Source organism: Streptomyces sp. NPDC058671, assembly GCF_042716475.1.
In the GTDB taxonomy this organism is placed as follows: domain Bacteria; phylum Actinomycetota; class Actinomycetes; order Streptomycetales; family Streptomycetaceae; genus Streptomyces.
Window position 1 is genome coordinate 124,484 of the sequence record NZ_JBHXSA010000007.1, and the last position, 15,743, is coordinate 140,226.

Sequence of the window (15,743 nt, forward strand, 5' to 3'; positions counted from 1 at the left end):
GATGCCCGGCCCGCGTCCGGCCCCTGCCCGGCCCGCGCCCGAATCGCGCGGAGGAGCGCCCGTCTTGTAGCGTTGCCGACCATGCGTCTCGTCATTGCCCGTTGTTCCGTGGACTACGCGGGCCGGCTCACGGCCCACCTGCCCTCCGCACCCCGTCTGATCCTCATCAAGGCAGACGGCAGCGTCTCCATCCACGCCGACGACCGGGCGTACAAACCGCTCAACTGGATGTCCCCGCCGTGCACCCTGAAAGAGGGTGGCGACGGTGACGCCGGCGTCTGGACCGTGATCAACAAAGCGGGCGAGAAACTGATCATCACGATGGAGGAGATCCTCCACGACTCCTCGCACGAACTGGGTGTGGACCCCGGTCTCATCAAGGACGGCGTCGAGGCGCACCTCCAGGAGCTGCTCGCCGACCGCATCGAGACGCTCGGCGAGGGATACACCCTGATCCGCCGCGAGTACCCGACCGCGATCGGCCCGGTGGACATCCTGTGCCGCGACGCGGACGGCGCGACGATCGCGGTGGAGATCAAGCGGCGCGGCGAGATCGACGGCGTCGAGCAGCTGACCCGCTACCTGGAGCTGCTCAACCGCGATCCGCACCTGGCGCCGGTGCGGGGCGTCTTCGCGGCCCAGGAGATCAAGCCGCAGGCCCGGGTGCTCGCCACGGACCGCGGGATCGGCTGCGTGGTCCTGGACTACAACGCGATGCGGGGCATCGAGGACGACAAGCTGCGGCTCTTCTAGCGGCCGCGAGGACGACGGCGGTACGGGGACGGCCCCGGGAGCGGTGAACGCGCCCGGGGCCGTTGTCGTACCCGTACGCCGGTCAGGCGGGCGTACCGGAGCCGGTGGAGGCGCCGGGGGCGGGCGGGCCGCCGAGGGTGGCGGAGGCGGAGTTGCCGGGGTTCTGCGTCGTTGTCGGCGCGACGGTCGGCGGCGTCGTCGGCGAGGTCGTGCTCGGCTCCGGCTCCGTCGTCGGCGACGTGGTGGTCGGCTTCGGCGGCTTCGGTGTCGTCGACGACGGCGACGGCCTCGTGGTCGTCGGGCGCGGCCCGCTCGTCAAGGTCGGAGTCGTCGGCGGGGCCGTCGTCTCCGTCGGGGTCCTCGTGGTCGTCGGGCTGTCCGAGGGCGACGACGTACCGGACGTGGTGGACGTGGCGGGGTTCGACGGGTCCGACGGGGACGTGCTCTCGGAGCCGGAGGGGCTCGGGGAGTCGGAGGGTGCGGGGTCGCCGCTCTCGCTCGGCGCACCCGCCTCGCCCTCGGCCGGCGGCTCCTCGGGTTCGGAGCCGTCGTCGGTGGAGCCCTGGGTGGCCGTGCTGTCGGAGGTGACGTGGTTGGTGGCCGGGTCCTCGCCGTTGCCGGAGGTGGCGCCGAGGGTCACGACGGTGCCGAGGACGGCGATGAGGAGGGCGCCCGCGCCGACGGCGGTGAGGTTGCGGCGGGCCAGGTTCAGGATGCCCGTCACCGGGCCGCGCCTGCCGGCGACGTCCCCTTGGGGGCGGGTGAGGAGCGTCGGGCCCTCGTCGGCGAAGCCGGGGAACGCGGAGGCCGAGACGGCTGCCGGTGCCCGCCCGGCGCCGCCGGGCGGCGGGGCCTTCCGTACGGGCCCGCCCGGCAGGGGGGCCGTGACGGGTTCCGGCGCCTGCCGTACGGGGAGGGCGGGGGTGCCGCGCGGAGGCGAGACGGGCTCCTCCGCGTGGGCCGTGGCCGGGGTGCCGCGCTCTCCGGAGAGGTCGGAGACGAGGGCGAGCGCCCGGCGGCCGGCGACCGTGCCGCGCTTGTCGGCGAGCACACCGCGCAGCGCGATGGAGGCTTCGAGTTCGGCGCGGGCCCGCTCCAGGTTGCCGGTGCAGAGGGCGAGGACGCCGAGCTCGTGGTGGAAGTAGGCCTCCTCCGCGACCTCGCCGGTGAGCCGGGCGGCCTCCTGCCCGGCGCGCAGGGCACGCTCCCAGGCGCCCCAGTGCAGTCCGGCGGCGAGGGCGGGGGCTGCGGCGCGGGCGAGGAGGACGGCGGTGGCGCGGTGCTCGGCGGTGTCGGCGGTGTCGGGCCCGGCGTCGGGCCCGGTCCCGGCGGCGCTCGAGCGGATGCCGGGTCCGGTCCCGCCTCCGGCTCCACCTGCCGCGCCCGCTCCCGCGATCAGGACGGTCAGGGCAGCGAGGAGGGCGTCCGATTCGGCGGCGGCCCGCTCCGGGGTCACGGAGGGGTGGGCGGTCCACCAGGCGTAGTGCTGGGCGACGGTGTGGGCGCGGGCGGCGGGCTCGGTCTCGTACCCCTGGGCGAGGAGCTGGGTGAGCACGCCGGCGGCGAGCCGGTAGCGGGGTCCGACCGGGGAGAGCAGGCCGCAGGCCATGAGTTCGCCGAGGGCGGCGTCGGCGTGGGTGTCGCCGACGAGGGCCGGCAGATGGGCCTGGTGCGGGACCTCGCCGCCGAGGGCGACGGCGAAGCGGAGGGTGGTCTGGGCGGAGCGGCTGAGCCGGGAGGCGAGCAGGGCGGCGGGGGCGGCGCCCTCGCCGAGGCTGGGCAGAGGTATCTCGCGGAGTTCGACGTCGGGGTCGTCGATGCCGTCGAACGCGGCGGCGGCGACGGCCGCGGCCGCGTCGGGGTCGGTCGGCCCGAAGGCCTCCTCGAGGGCGCCGAAGGCGTCGAACTCGGCGGGGGTGACGCGCAGCCGGTCGCGCTGGCGGAGCAGGGCGCCGGCCTGCACGAAGCGCAGCGGCAGGCCTTCGGACTCGAACCAGAGGTCGCCGGCCCAGTTGGCCTCGTCGTCGGTGAGGGTACGGCCGACGGCGCTCTCCAGGAGCTTCAGGGCGGCGCCGCGGCCGAGGCCGGCGAGGTGCAGTTCCTCGACGGGGGCGTCGGCCGAGGGGGCGGGGGTGTCGGGGCGGGCGGCGAGGAGGAAGGCGCACTCGGGTGCGGCGGTGAGGAGTTCGTCGAGGGCGGCGCCGCCGAACTCCAGGTCGTCGACGACGACGACGGCGCCGATCTCGCGGAGCCGGTCGAGGAGGGTCTCGCGGCCCGGCCGGTGGTCGGGGGCGTACCGGACGGCGGCGAAGAGCTCGTGGAGGAGTTCGGTGGGGGTGCGGTGGTGGCCGGAGAGCCGGACGACTCCGTCGGGGGCGAGCCCGGCGCAGTCGGCGGCGACCGCGTCGAGGAGGGCGGTGCGGCCGGATCCGGCGGGGCCGGTGAGACGCGCGGTGCGGCCGCGGCCGAGGATGCCGACGAGGCGCTCGCGCTGTTCCTGGCGTTCGAGGAGGGGCAGCTGGGGTGCGGCGGGGCCCGGCGGGACGGGCGGGGCCGCGGCGCGGGCGGCCTCGGCTCGTTCCTCGGGGGTGCGGGGGCGGGGGGAGGCGGGTTCCTGTCCGGGCGGGCAGGGTTCGACCTCGCTGCCGTCGACGGGGTTGACGGTGACGAGCAGGTCGCCGGAGACGAGCCGGACGACGCGGGCACGCGCGGGTGCGGGCGCCGGTGCGGGCGTACCGCGTCCGTGGCGGGCGTCGTCACCCTCGGCGTCGTGTCCGTACTCCTCCGGCGCCCGGTTGATCGGGTCCATGGTCCAAGCCCCCAAGAAGCGGTGTCCGGTGCCCGCGGGTGGGTCCGTCAATGTGCGGGCGACCGAACCCTAGACCGTGGTCAGGCGGCCGGGAACAGGTGGGGTGCTCCCGAGACCAAGACGTCACGGTCTTGTGAGGATTGAGCGTGACGCCGGGCTCACACAGCTGCTTCACAGACGACTTCACCGAGGACGGGAGCCCCGCGGGCTCACACCCGGGGCAGGGACTCCAGGGCGAGGCCGCCCTCGATGGCGAGGATGCGGTGCAGTCGGGTGGCGACGAGCAGCCGCTGCATCTGGGGCGGCACCCCGCGCAGGACGAGACGCCGGCCGCAGCGGCCCGCACGCCGGTGGGCGCCCATGATGACGCCGAGACCGGTGGCGTCCCAGGAGTCGAGGCCGGTCAGGTCGAGCACCAGGTCGCCGACGCCGTCGTCGACGGCCGAGTGCAGGACCGTACGGGCGTCCGCCGCGCTGCGGACGTCGAGGCGGCCCCCGACGACCAGCTCGACGTGGTCGCCCCTGATGTGCATATGCGCTCCCCGAGAGTGCTCCGTCTTGCAACAACTGACTGCCGTACGGGCAGAAGCGTTGCGCCTTGTCAGCGAACCGGTACCGAAATTCACCCCACAGGGTGAGGGCGGGATGGCGGGCCGGGCTCAGTACTTGTAGTAGCCCTGCCCGCTCTTGCGACCGATGTCACCCGCGTCCACCATCCGGCGCATCAGCTCCGGCGGTGCGAACTTCTCGTCCTGGGACTCGGTGTAGATGTTGTTCGCGGCGTTCACCAGGATGTCGATGCCGGTGAGGTCGGCCGTGGCGAGCGGGCCCATGGCGTGGCCGAAGCCGAGCTTGCAGGCGATGTCGATGTCCTCGGCGGTGGCGACGCCCGACTCCTGGAGCTTGGCGGCCTCGACGACGAGGGCGGCGATGAGCCGGGTGGTGACGAAGCCGGCCACGTCGCGGTTGACGACGATGCAGGTCTTGCCGACCGACTCGGCGAACTCCCGGGCGGCGGCGAGGGTCTCGTCGCTGGTCTTGTAGCCGCGGACGAGCTCGCAGAGCTGCATCATCGGGACCGGGGAGAAGAAGTGGGTGCCGACGACGGCCTCGGGGCGTCCGGTCACCGCGGCGATCTTGGTGATCGGGATCGCGGAGGTGTTGGAGGCCAGGACGGCGCCGTCCTTGGCGACCTTGTCGAGCGCGCGGAAGATGTCGTGCTTCACGTCGAGGTTCTCGAAGACGGCCTCGACGACGACGTCCGCGTCGGCGACGGCTTCGAGTTCGGTGGTGGCGGTGATCCGGCCGAGTGCGGCCTCGGCGTCGGCGGCGTCCAGCTTGCCCTTCGCGACGAACCGGTCGTACGACGCCTTGATGCCGTCGGTGCCGCGGGTGAGGGCGGCGTCGGTGACGTCACGCAGGACGACGTCCCAGCCCGCCTGCGCCGAGACCTGCGCGATGCCGGACCCCATGAGTCCGGCCCCGATGACGGCGAGCTTCCTGGCCACGATGTTCCACCCCTCAACGCCTGTTCACTTCTGGCTCCTCGGCGGAGATTAGCGGTCGGCGGGCGTCATGTGACCGCGAAGTAACGCGCGTCACGCCTTGTTTGACGGACGTCACACTCACGGCACCCCGTTCGGGTGCCTCCATGGTCGCCGAATACCCCCTGGGGGTACAGTTCGGGCGCACCCCGTTCCGACGGCCCTTCGACACCGCCGCCGTCATCGGCCGCGGCCGGCCGACGGCGACGCCCTAGGCTGGGCCCATGGTCAATCTGACGCGCATCTACACCCGTACCGGCGACCAGGGCACCACGGCGCTCGGCGACATGAGCCGGACCGCCAAGACGGATCCGCGGATCTCGGCGTACGCCGACGCCAACGAGGCGAACGCCGCCATCGGTACGGCGATCGCCCTCGGGCAGCTCGACGAGGAGGTCGTGAAGGTCCTCGTCCGGGTGCAGAACGACCTGTTCGACGTGGGCGCCGACCTCTGCACACCGGTGGTGGAGGACCCGAAGTACCCGCCGCTCCGCGTCGAGCAGGGGTACGTCGACAAGCTGGAGGCCGACTGCGACCGCTTCCTGGAGGAGCTGGAGAAGCTGCGCTCCTTCATCCTGCCGGGCGGCACGCCCGGCGCGGCCCTGCTGCATCAGGCGTGCACGGTGGTCAGGCGGGCGGAGCGCTCCACCTGGGCGGCGATCGAGGTGCACGGCGAGACGATGAACCCCCTGACGGCCACGTACCTCAACCGCCTGTCAGACCTGCTCTTCATCCTTGCGCGCACCGCGAACAAGGCGGTCGGGGACGTCCTCTGGGTCCCGGGCGGGGACCGCTGACGACCCGTGTGAGCAGTCGTGCGGGAGGCCGTGCGGGGCCTCCGGGGCCTCCGGGGCCTCCGGGGCCTCCGGGGCCTCCGGGGCCTTCTTCGGCCAGATCGCGTAGCTGAGCGCGATCAGGCCGTGGATGCCCGCCGCACGCCAGGCGACGTAGATCCAGTGGCGGAGCCCGTCGGTGTTCCCGTCGTCGCCGACGTACCAGCTCGCGAGGAGCAGCAGTCCCGAGGCGACCGCCGCCGCGACCGCCGAGCCGAGCCAGATCGCGCCCTCGTGGCGGGCGCGGGCCATCTCGTACTTCGGCGGCTTCGGGGGCGGCGGGGCGCCGCCGAAGCGGTGCGCGGCGTGGCCGTCGAGCCACTTCACGGTGCGGTGGCCGTGGCCGACGGTGTAGCCGATGTAGAGGGCGGCGAGGCCGTGCTTCCAGCTGGGGTCGGCGCCGTTCTTGAGGTCGATCGCCGTGACGACGAGGAGCAGGACCTCCAGGAGCGGCTCGCACAGCAGGATCGCGACACCCGTCCGGGGCATCCTCAGCAGGTAGCGGGCGGCGAGTCCGGCGGCCAGCAGGACCCAGAAGCCGACTTCGCAGACGACGATCAGCGTGACGATCACGACGGTTCCCCTTTCGGTTCCCCCTCAGCGTCCCGTGGGTTCCGGCGGCACGCGTCGTCGCCGGTGACGACGTGCGTCTACATCCTTCGACGGAGGACGGATCGGCCCGGACGAGGAGGTCGCGGCACCGGCGGCCGTGTTGGATGAGTACGTGACGCCCCCCCGCCCGGAACTCCCCCGTCCGTCCCTTCGCCGCCCCGCGTTTCCCCGCCCGCACCGCGTCGACCTGCTCATCGCCGTCAGCGGCCTCGCCGGCGGTCTGCTCCTGTGGGCGTTCGGGCTGTACGTGACGGACGACCACGTCTTCGGGCAGCGCTGGGCGACGCTGGTCCCGCTGACCGTGATGGCCGCGACGGAGGCCCTGCGCCGTACCGCACCGCGGTTCGCCCTGGTCGTCGCCACCCTGGCGATCGTCGGCGACCAGCTCACCCACGGCAATCTCGCCACGATCCTGATGTTCACGGACGTGGTCTACGCGGCGGTGGTCTACGGCACGCCCGCCCTGGCCCGGCGCGTCCCGTACACCACGGGGTTCATCACCGTCGCGACCACGGGCGTCCTCCTCGTCTGGTGGCAGAACGCGATCGCGCTGCTCGTGGGCGCGCTCACCGGCATGCTCTCCTTCCTGCCCGCGGTGACCGGCTCGATCGTGCGCAACCACCGGAACGCGGCGGACGCCGCCCGGCTGCGCGCGGAGCAGACGGCGCTGCTGGCCGAGATGGACCGGGCGCAGGCGGTGGTGGCGGAGCGGGCCAGGATGGCGCGCGAGCTGCACGACATGGTGGCCAACCATCTCTCGGCCATCGCGATCCACTCGACGGCCGCGCTGTCGCTCGACGAACCGGCCACCACCCGGCAGGCGCTCACCGTGATCCGGGAGAACAGCGTGGCGGGCCTGACGGAGATGCGCCGGCTCATCGGTCTGCTCCGGGACAGCGGCGCCGAGACGGAGCCGGCCGCCGCGCCCACCCTGGCGGGTCTCGACGCGCTGGTCGCGCAGGCGGGGGCGAACGGCGGCCCCGCCGGGCTCACCGTCGTCCTGGACGACACCCGCGAGCCGGCGGGAGGGCTGCCGGCGCCGGTGGAGCTGGCCGCGTACCGGATCGTGCAGGAGTCGCTGACGAACGCGCTCAAGCACGCGGCCCCGGGCGAGGTGCGGGTCACGCTCGCGCAGGGGCCGGGCTCCCTCTCCGTGACGGTGTCGAGTCCGTACGGGGAGCGCCCGGGGCCGACCGCACCCGGTTCGGGGGCGGGTCTGGTGGGGATGCGGGAGCGGGTGGCGCTGCTCGACGGGGTCTTCGAGGCGGGTCCCGTCCCGGACGGCGAGAGCCGGAAACGATGGCGGGTACGGGTGGAGCTGCCCGTGGACAGGAACGACGGGGAGCGGGCATGACGGTACGGGTGGTGGTCGCCGAGGACCAGAGCGCGGTACGGGCGGGGCTCGTCCTCATCCTGGGCAGCGCGCAGGACATCGAGGTGGTCGGGGAGGCGGCGGACGGCGAGCGGGCGGTGGAGCTGGCGCGGGAGCTGCGGCCGGACCTGGTCCTGATGGATGTGCAGATGCCCCGGATGGACGGGGTGACGGCGACGGGGATCGTGGTCGCGGAGGGGCTCGCGGACGTGCTGGTCCTGACGACGTTCGATCTGGACGAGTACGTCTTCGGGGCGCTGCGGGCGGGCGCGGCCGGTTTCCTCCTGAAGAACGCGGAGGCGGGGGAGCTGATCGAGGCGGTGCGGACGGTGGCGCGCGGTGAGGGGCTGATCGCTCCGACGGTGACCCGACGGCTGATCGCGGCGTTCGCGGCGGCGAGCCGGCCCGCGCGCACCTCGGATCCCGCCGTGCTGGCGTCGCTGACGCCCCGGGAGCAGGAGGTCCTCTCGGCGGTCGGGCAGGGGTTGTCGAACGCGGAGATCGCGGTACGGCTCGACATGGCGGAGGCGACGGTGAAGACGCACGTCAGCAAGGTGCTGGGGAAGCTGGAGCTGCGGAGCCGGGTCCAAGCGGCGGTTCTGGCTCAGGAGTTGGGCGTCTGACTGACGGCGGCGACGTTGGTCTGGACCTCTTGACGATTGGTCCAGACCTTCCTACGCTCGCGGGGCGCGCGCATCTTCACGGACCACCCCCACCCTTGTCCGTCCGCAACTTGAGGAGCACCGTTGAGCACTCAAGCACCGACGCGCAGAACAGGGTTCAGACACCGTGCCGCCGCCGGTCTGACCGCCCTGATCCTGCCCCTGGCCGCCATGGTCGGCCTCGCCACCCCCGCCGAGGCCGCCACCTCGGCCACGGCCACGTACACCAAGACCCAGGACTGGGGCACCGGATTCGGTGCCAACTGGACGGTGAAGAACACCGGCACCACCACCATCAACTCCTGGACCGTCGAGTGGGACTACCCCGCCGGCACCTCCGTCACCTCCGCCTGGGACGCCACCGTCACCAGCTCCGGCACCCACTGGACCGCCAAGAACGTCGGCTGGAACGGGACCCTCGCCCCCGGCGCCTCCGTCTCCTTCGGCTACAACGGCGCCGGCCCCGGCGCCCCCACCGGCTGCAAGATCAACGGCGCCCCCTGTGACGGCACCAGCCAGCCCGGCGACAACGCCCCCTCGGCCCCCGGCACGCCCGCCGCCTCCGCCATCACCGACACCTCGGTGAAGCTCACCTGGACCGCGGCCACCGACGACAAGGGCATCAAGAACTACGACGTCCTGCGCGACGGCACCAAGGTCGCCACGGTCACCGGCCTCACCCACACCGACCAGGGCCTGACCGCCGGCACCGACTACAGCTACACGGTCGTCGCCCGCGACACCGTCGACCAGACCGGCCCCGCCGCCGGACCGGTCGCCGTCCGCACCACCGGCGGAGGCGGCGGCCAGCCCCTCCCCAACGCTGTGAAGATGGGCTACTTCACGAACTGGGGCGTCTACGGCCGCAACTACCACGTGAAGAACATCGTGACCTCGGGCTCCGCGTCCAAGATCACCCACATCAACTACGCCTTCGGCAACGTCACGGGCGGCAAGTGCACCATCGGTGACGCCTACGCCGACTACGACAAGGCCTACACCGCCGACCAGTCCGTCGACGGCGTCGCCGACACCTGGGACCAGCCGCTGCGCGGCAACTTCAACCAGCTGCGCAAGCTGAAGAAGGCCTACCCCAACATCAAGATCCTCTGGTCCTTCGGCGGCTGGACCTGGTCCGGCGGCTTCGGCCAGGCCGTCCAGAACCCGACCGCCTTCGCCCAGTCCTGCTACGACCTGGTCGAGGACCCGCGCTGGGCCGACGTCTTCGACGGCATCGACCTGGACTGGGAGTACCCCAACGCCTGCGGTCTCTCCTGCGACACCAGCGGTCCCGCCGCCTTCAAGAACATGATGCAGGCCATGCGCGCCAAGTTCGGCGCGAACAACCTGGTCACCGCGGCCGTCACGGCCGACGCCTCCGCCGGCGGCAAGATCGACGCCGCCGACTACGCGGGCGCAGCGCAGTACATGAACTGGTTCAACGTCATGACGTACGACTTCTTCGGCGCCTGGGCGGCGAAGGGCCCGACGGCCCCGCACTCCCCGCTCACCTCCTACGCCGGCATCCCGCAGGCGGGCTTCAACTCCGCCGAGGCGATCGCCAAGTTCAAGGCGAAGGGCGTCCCCGCCAACAAGCTGCTGCTCGGCATCGGCTTCTACGGACGCGGCTGGACCGGCGTCACCCAGTCCGCCCCCGGCGGCACGGCGACCGGACCGGCGGCGGGCACCTACGAGCAGGGCATCGAGGACTACAAGGTCCTGAAGAGCTCCTGCCCGGCCACCGGCACCGTCGCGGGCACGGCGTACGCCCACTGCGGCACCAACTGGTGGAGCTACGACACCCCGGCCACGGTCACGTCCAAGATGAACTGGGCGAAGAACCAGGGGCTGGGCGGCGCGTTCTTCTGGGAGTTCAGCGGTGACACCGGCAACGGCGAACTCGTCGGCGCCATCAACACCGGCCTGAACTAGTCCCTGCCGGAGAAGCGAGAAGCGGGGGACGGCGCAGCACGCCGTCCCCCGCTTCTTCACGCCCTACGCGACGTTCACCCTCTGCCCGGGGGGCGCCGCCTCGAGCCAGGCCATGAACCCGGTCCGCGCGTCCTCGCTCATCGCGAGCTCCAGACGCACACCCTCGTACATACAGGGCTGGATCACCGCGTCCGAGAGCAGCGCGAGCTCCTCCTCGCCCTCCGGCATCCGGCGCTCCAGGGCCACGATCGACGAGCGCTCCAGCACCCGGCGAGGCCGGGGCGCGTACGAGAAGACACGGAACCAGGCGATCTCGTCACCGCTGTAGCGGGCGACGCCGTACACCCAGCCCTTGCCGCTCGGGTCCGGATCGTCCGGGACGTTCCAGTGCAGGGAACAGTCGAAGGTGCCGCCGGCCCGCTGGAGCAGCCTGCGGCGCAAGCCGAAGACGAAGAGCCCGATCACCGCCAGTGCGACGACCAGGCCGCACACGAGCAGAGCGAGGAACATCTTCACCGACCTCCTCGCTGCGTCCCGTAGCCGGCACCGCCGGCAGAACCGAATACAACCTGCAACTGCATCGCCTCAGCCGCGGCACGCTCCGGGGACTCCCGGACCGTGCCGCGGCTGAGGGCACTACTCTGCGCGGACCGTCAGCGGACCGCTACCGCGCGCAGCCGGACGTCGGCGCGCCGCTCGGCGGCCGCGTCGGAATCCGACTTCGCACGCTCCAGCGCGCGCTCGGCGCGCTGGGCGTCGATCTCGTCCGCCAGCTCGCAGATCTCCGCGAGCAGAGACAGCTTGTCGTCGGCGAACGAGATGAATCCGCCGTGCACGGCGGCGACGACGGTCGTGCCCTCGCTCGTACGGATGGTCACCGGGCCCGACTCCAGCACACCGAGCAGCGGCTGGTGGCCGGGCATGACGCCGATGTCGCCGGAGGTGGTACGCGCGATGACCAGGGTGGCCTCGCCGGACCAGACACTCCGGTCCGCGGCGACCAGCTCGACGTGCAGCTCAGCAGCCAAGGGTGGCTCCTCGGGTCACCACCCGGCGGTCGTGCCGGGTGTTGGGGTCAATTCTAGTGGGCGTGGTGAGGGGGGCGGGACAGGTCCCGCCCCCCTCGGGCGGCACGGGGCTCAGGAGACGCCGAGTTCCTTGGCGTTGTTCTTGAGGTCCTCGATGCCACCGCACATGAAGAACGCCTGCTCGGGGAAGTGGTCGTACTCACCGTCGCAGATCGCGTTGAACGCGGCGATCGACTCGTCGAGCGGAACGTCCGAACCGTCCACACCGGTGAACTGCTTCGCCGCGTGGGTGTTCTGGGACAGGAAGCGCTCGACACGCCGGGCGCGGTGGACAACGAGCTTGTCCTCCTCGCTCAGCTCGTCGATACCGAGGATCGCGATGATGTCCTGGAGGTCCTTGTACTTCTGCAGGATTCCCTTGACGCGCATGGCGGCGTCGTAGTGGTCCTGCGCGATGTAGCGCGGGTCCAGGATCCGGGACGTGGAGTCCAGCGGGTCCACGGCCGGGTAGATGCCCTTCTCGGAGATCGGACGGGAGAGAACCGTCGTCGCGTCGAGGTGGGCGAAGGTGGTGGCCGGAGCCGGGTCGGTCAGGTCGTCCGCGGGGACGTAGATCGCCTGCATCGAGGTGATCGAGTGACCACGGGTCGAGGTGATGCGCTCCTGGAGGAGACCCATCTCGTCGGCCAGGTTCGGCTGGTAGCCCACCGCGGAGGGCATACGGCCGAGCAGGGTGGAGACCTCGGAACCGGCCTGGGTGAAGCGGAAGATGTTGTCGATGAAGAACAGCACGTCCTGCTTCTGCACATCGCGGAAGTACTCCGCCATGGTCAGACCGGCGAGGGCCACGCGCAGACGGGTGCCCGGGGGCTCGTCCATCTGGCCGAAGACCAGCGCGGTCTTGTCGAGAACGCCGGCCTCCTCCATCTCGACCATGAGGTCGTTGCCCTCACGGGTGCGCTCGCCGACGCCCGCGAAGACCGACACACCGTCGTGCAGCTTGGCCACACGGACGATCATTTCCTGGATCAGAACGGTCTTGCCGACACCGGCACCACCGAACAGACCGATCTTTCCACCCTTGACGTACGGGGTGAGAAGGTCGACGACCTTCAGGCCGGTCTCGAACATCTCGGTCTTGGACTCGAGCTGGTCGAAGGCCGGGGCCTTGCGGTGGATCGTCCAGCGCGGCGCGTCGGCCACGGTGGACTCGTCGTCGTTCAGCACCTGACCCAGCGTGTTGAACACGCGGCCCTTGGTGACGTCGCCGACGGGGACGGTGATGCCCGTGCCGGTGTCGGTCACCGGGGCCTGGCGGACCAGACCGTCGGTGGGCTGCATGGAGATGGCGCGGACGACGCCGTCACCGAGGTGCTGGGCGACCTCGAGGGTCAGCGTCTTGGTCGCGCCCTCCTCGGTCGGGTCCATGACCTCGACGTGCAGCGCGTTGTAGATCGCCGGCATCGCGTCGACGGGGAACTCCACGTCGACGACCGGGCCGATGACCCGGGCGACGCGGCCCGTGGCGGCGGCCGTCTCAACAGTGGTCGTCATTACTTGTCACTCCCCGCGGTCGCGTCGGCCAGGGCTGCGGTGCCACCGACGATCTCGCTGATTTCCTGGGTGATTTCGGCCTGGCGGGCCGCGTTGGCAAGTCGGGAGAGATTGCTGATCAAGTCTCCCGCGTTGTCGGTCGCCGACTTCATCGCGCGGCGCGTGGCGGCGTGCTTGGAGGCAGCCGACTGGAGCAGGGCGTTGTAGATCCGGCTCTCGACGTACCGGGGCAGCAGGGCGTCGAGGACGTCCTCCGCCGACGGCTCGAAGTCGTACAGCGGACGGAGCGTGTCCGTTCCGCCGGCCTCCTTCGCGACCTCGTCGAGGCTGAGGGGCAGCAGCCGGGCCTCGACCGCGGTCTGCGTCATCATCGAGACGAACTCGGTGTAGACGATGTGGAGCTCGTCCACACCACCCTCGGCCGTGTCCTTCTCGATCGCTTCGATCAGCGGGGCCGCGATCGTCTTGGCGTCGCCGTACGACGGCTGGTCCGTGAATCCGGTCCACGTACCGGCCAGCTTCCGCTCACGGAAGTTGTAGTGCGCGATGCCACGACGGCCGACGACGTAGACCGCGACCTCGCGACCCTCGCCCTCGAGCTTCGCCGTCAGCTTCTCCGCCGCCTTGATGGCGTTGGAGTTGAACGCGCCGGCCAGACCGCGGTCGCTCGAGAGGAGCAGTACCGCGGCACGGACGGGGTTCTCCGCCTCGGTGGTCAGCGGGTGCTTGTCGTTCGCACCCGTGGCCACCGCCGTGACCGCGCGCGTCAGCTCGGTCGCGTACGGAGTGGACGCCTGCACCTTGCGCTGCGCCTTGACGACACGCGAGGCGGCGATCATCTCCATCGCCTTGGTGATCTTCTTCGTCGCGGTGACGGATTTGATGCGACGCTTGTAGACCCGGAGCTGCGCTCCCATGAGTCAGGTCCCTTCCGTCGTCACTTCGAGGCGTTGACGGCGGCAGGAGCGTCCTCGCCCAGCAGCTTGCCGTCAGAGGTCTCGAACTGCTTCTTGAACTCCGCGATCGCGTCGGCGACGGACTGCAGCGTGTCGTCCGACATCTTGCCGCCCTCACGGATGGAGGTCATGAGGCCGGAGTGGCTCTGGCGGAGGTACGCCAGGAGCTCGGCCTCGAAGCGGCGGATGTCGGCGACCGGGACGTCGTCCATCTTGCCGGTGGTGCCGGCCCAGACGGAGACGACCTGGTTCTCGGTGGGCATCGGCTGGTACTGAGCCTGCTTGAGCAGCTCGACCATCCGCTGTCCACGCTCCAGCTGCGCCTTGGAGGCCGCGTCCAGGTCCGAACCGAAGGCGGCGAACGCCTCCAGCTCACGGAACTGGGCGAGGTCCACACGGAGGCGACCGGAGATCTGCTTCATCGCCTTGTGCTGGGCGGAGCCACCGACACGCGAGACCGAGATACCGACGTTCAGAGCCGGACGCTGGCCGGCGTTGAACAGGTCGGACTCCAGGAAGCACTGGCCGTCGGTGATGGAGATGACGTTGGTCGGGATGAACGCCGACACGTCGTTCGCCTTGGTCTCGACGATGGGCAGACCCGTCATCGAACCGGCACCGAGCTCGTCCGAGAGCTTCGCGCAGCGCTCGAGGAGACGCGAGTGCAGGTAGAAGACGTCACCCGGGTAGGCCTCGCGGCCCGGCGGGCGGCGCAGCAGCAGGGACACGGCGCGGTAGGCGTCGGCCTGCTTCGACAGGTCGTCGAAGACGATCAGGACGTGCTTGCCCTGGTACATCCAGTGCTGACCGATGGCGGACCCGGTGTACGGCGCCAGGTACTTGAAGCCGGCCGGGTCGGACGCCGGGGCGGCGACGATCGTCGTGTACTCGAGCGCGCCGGCCTCTTCCAGGGCGCCGCGAACGGACGCGATGGTCGAGCCCTTCTGGCCGATGGCGACGTAGATGCAGCGGACCTGCTTGTTCACGTCGCCCGAGCGCCAGTTGTCGCGCTGGTTGATGATCGTGTCGACGCACAGCGCGGTCTTGCCGGTCTGACGGTCGCCGATGATCAGCTGACGCTGGCCACGACCGACGGGGGTCATGGCGTCGACGGCCTTGTAACCGGTCTCCATCGGCTCGTGCACCGACTTACGGGCCATGACGCCCGGGGCCTGCAGCTCGAGGGCGCGGCGGCCCTCGGTCGCGATCTCGCCGAGACCGTCGATCGGGTTGCCGAGCGGGTCGACGACGCGACCCAGGTATCCCTCACCGACACCGACGGAGAGGACCTCGCCGGTGCGCTGCACCGACTGCCCCTCCTCGATGCCGTTGAACTCGCCGAGGACGATCGCGCCGATCTCGCGCTCTTCGAGGTTCAGTGCGAGACCGAGGGTCCCGTCCTCGAACTTCAGCAGCTCGTTCGCCATGGCCGAGGGAAGACCCTCGACCTTCGCGATACCGTCACCGGCCAGGCTGACCGTGCCGACCTCCTCGCGCGAGGCCGCGTCCGGCTGGTACGACTGGACGAAGTTCTCCAGTGCGTCCCGGATCTCCTCCGGCCGGATCGTGAGCTCCGCCATCTGGGTTCCCTGCTCTCCTTGTTGGGCCCGAAGTTTCTTAAGGGGTCTGGGGGCCGACCCCCAGGAATCTTCTGCAATCTCTGCACGGCCCAACCGGGCCGCTGGTGA

The 15,743-nt window shown here is 71.3% G+C and carries 14 protein-coding genes; 5 read left to right on the forward strand and 9 right to left on the reverse strand.

Annotation, left to right across the window (positions count from 1 at the left end; translation table 11 throughout):
- The first annotated feature begins 81 nt into the window (after positions 1-81).
- Complete coding sequence (gene nucS / locus ACFWV2_RS11180) at positions 82-753, forward strand: endonuclease NucS (RefSeq protein WP_384404759.1); 672 nt, start codon at positions 82-84, stop codon at positions 751-753.
- Positions 754-835: 82 nt separating this feature from the next.
- Here nucS and ACFWV2_RS11185 read toward each other — a convergent pair whose 3' ends face one another.
- From ACFWV2_RS11185 to ACFWV2_RS11195, 3 genes are all read right to left on the reverse strand, one after another.
- On the reverse strand, positions 836-3,562 hold the full coding sequence (locus tag ACFWV2_RS11185; RefSeq protein WP_384404760.1) for an ATP-binding protein: 2,727 nt from the start codon (positions 3,560-3,562) through the stop codon (positions 836-838).
- A 209-nt stretch (positions 3,563-3,771) separates the two neighbouring features.
- The gene (locus tag ACFWV2_RS11190; protein WP_030210572.1) at positions 3,772-4,095 is read right to left on the reverse strand and encodes an STAS domain-containing protein; all 324 of its coding nucleotides are present in this window, start codon (positions 4,093-4,095) and stop codon (positions 3,772-3,774) included.
- A gap of 126 nt (positions 4,096-4,221) precedes the next feature.
- Positions 4,222-5,070, reverse strand: coding sequence for a 3-hydroxyacyl-CoA dehydrogenase family protein (locus ACFWV2_RS11195; RefSeq protein WP_360786218.1), 849 nt, complete (start codon positions 5,068-5,070; stop codon positions 4,222-4,224).
- Positions 5,071-5,330: 260 nt separating this feature from the next.
- On the opposite strand from ACFWV2_RS11195, the gene ACFWV2_RS11200 reads away from it, so the two are divergent.
- A complete protein-coding gene (locus ACFWV2_RS11200; RefSeq protein WP_384404761.1) occupies positions 5,331-5,903 on the forward strand; it encodes a cob(I)yrinic acid a,c-diamide adenosyltransferase in 573 nt (190 codons plus the stop codon).
- Here ACFWV2_RS11200 and ACFWV2_RS11205 read toward each other — a convergent pair.
- The gene (locus ACFWV2_RS11205; RefSeq protein ID WP_384404762.1) at positions 5,823-6,512 is read right to left on the reverse strand and encodes a hypothetical protein; all 690 of its coding nucleotides are present in this window, start codon (positions 6,510-6,512) and stop codon (positions 5,823-5,825) included. The genes ACFWV2_RS11200 and ACFWV2_RS11205 overlap by 81 nt on opposite strands.
- A 151-nt stretch (positions 6,513-6,663) precedes the next feature.
- Between ACFWV2_RS11205 and ACFWV2_RS11210 the strand changes: the two genes are divergently transcribed.
- The 3 genes from ACFWV2_RS11210 to ACFWV2_RS11220 all read left to right on the forward strand — a co-directional run bounded on the left by ACFWV2_RS11210 (position 6,664) and on the right by ACFWV2_RS11220 (position 10,517).
- The gene (locus ACFWV2_RS11210) at positions 6,664-7,905 is read left to right on the forward strand and encodes a sensor histidine kinase (protein ID WP_384404763.1); all 1,242 of its coding nucleotides are present in this window, start codon (positions 6,664-6,666) and stop codon (positions 7,903-7,905) included.
- Complete coding sequence (locus ACFWV2_RS11215) at positions 7,902-8,546, forward strand: response regulator (protein WP_384404764.1); 645 nt, start codon at positions 7,902-7,904, stop codon at positions 8,544-8,546. The genes ACFWV2_RS11210 and ACFWV2_RS11215 overlap by 4 nt, the downstream gene beginning before the upstream one ends.
- A gap of 123 nt (positions 8,547-8,669) precedes the next feature.
- Positions 8,670-10,517 (forward strand): glycosyl hydrolase family 18 protein, encoded by a 1,848-nt coding sequence (locus ACFWV2_RS11220; protein WP_384404765.1) that lies wholly within the window; start codon positions 8,670-8,672, stop codon positions 10,515-10,517.
- A 63-nt stretch (positions 10,518-10,580) separates the two neighbouring features.
- On the opposite strand, the gene ACFWV2_RS11225 is transcribed toward ACFWV2_RS11220, so the two are convergent.
- From ACFWV2_RS11225 to atpA, 5 genes are all read right to left on the reverse strand, one after another.
- Complete coding sequence (locus tag ACFWV2_RS11225) at positions 10,581-11,027, reverse strand: DUF2550 domain-containing protein (RefSeq protein ID WP_384404766.1); 447 nt, start codon at positions 11,025-11,027, stop codon at positions 10,581-10,583.
- Positions 11,028-11,170: 143 nt separating this feature from the next.
- Entirely contained in the window at positions 11,171-11,545 is a 375-nt protein-coding gene (locus tag ACFWV2_RS11230) for a F0F1 ATP synthase subunit epsilon (RefSeq protein WP_360786208.1), read from the reverse strand.
- Between the two features lie 111 nt (positions 11,546-11,656).
- A complete protein-coding gene (gene atpD / locus ACFWV2_RS11235) occupies positions 11,657-13,099 on the reverse strand; it encodes a F0F1 ATP synthase subunit beta (RefSeq protein ID WP_360786206.1) in 1,443 nt (480 codons plus the stop codon).
- Complete coding sequence (locus ACFWV2_RS11240; protein ID WP_360786204.1) at positions 13,099-14,016, reverse strand: F0F1 ATP synthase subunit gamma; 918 nt, start codon at positions 14,014-14,016, stop codon at positions 13,099-13,101. The genes atpD and ACFWV2_RS11240 overlap by 1 nt, the downstream gene beginning before the upstream one ends.
- 20 nt (positions 14,017-14,036) lie before the next feature.
- Complete coding sequence (gene atpA / locus ACFWV2_RS11245; protein ID WP_384404767.1) at positions 14,037-15,635, reverse strand: F0F1 ATP synthase subunit alpha; 1,599 nt, start codon at positions 15,633-15,635, stop codon at positions 14,037-14,039.
- Positions 15,636-15,743 lie beyond the last annotated feature (108 nt).

Excerpts from the sequence above, each read along its gene's own strand:
- nucS (WP_384404759.1), top strand. The coding sequence starts at position 82 with ATGCGTCTCGTCATTGCCCGTTGTTCCGTGGACTACGCGGGCCGGCTC.
- ACFWV2_RS11185 (WP_384404760.1), bottom strand. The coding sequence starts at position 3,562 with ATGGACCCGATCAACCGGGCGCCGGAGGAGTACGGACACGACGCCGAG.
- ACFWV2_RS11190 (WP_030210572.1), bottom strand. The coding sequence starts at position 4,095 with ATGCACATCAGGGGCGACCACGTCGAGCTGGTCGTCGGGGGCCGCCTC.
- ACFWV2_RS11200 (WP_384404761.1), top strand. The coding sequence starts at position 5,331 with ATGGTCAATCTGACGCGCATCTACACCCGTACCGGCGACCAGGGCACC.
- ACFWV2_RS11215 (WP_384404764.1), top strand. The coding sequence starts at position 7,902 with ATGACGGTACGGGTGGTGGTCGCCGAGGACCAGAGCGCGGTACGGGCG.
- ACFWV2_RS11225 (WP_384404766.1), bottom strand. The coding sequence starts at position 11,027 with ATGTTCCTCGCTCTGCTCGTGTGCGGCCTGGTCGTCGCACTGGCGGTG.
- atpD (WP_360786206.1), bottom strand. The coding sequence starts at position 13,099 with ATGACGACCACTGTTGAGACGGCCGCCGCCACGGGCCGCGTCGCCCGG.
- ACFWV2_RS11240 (WP_360786204.1), bottom strand. The coding sequence starts at position 14,016 with ATGGGAGCGCAGCTCCGGGTCTACAAGCGTCGCATCAAATCCGTCACC.
- atpA (WP_384404767.1), bottom strand. The coding sequence starts at position 15,635 with ATGGCGGAGCTCACGATCCGGCCGGAGGAGATCCGGGACGCACTGGAG.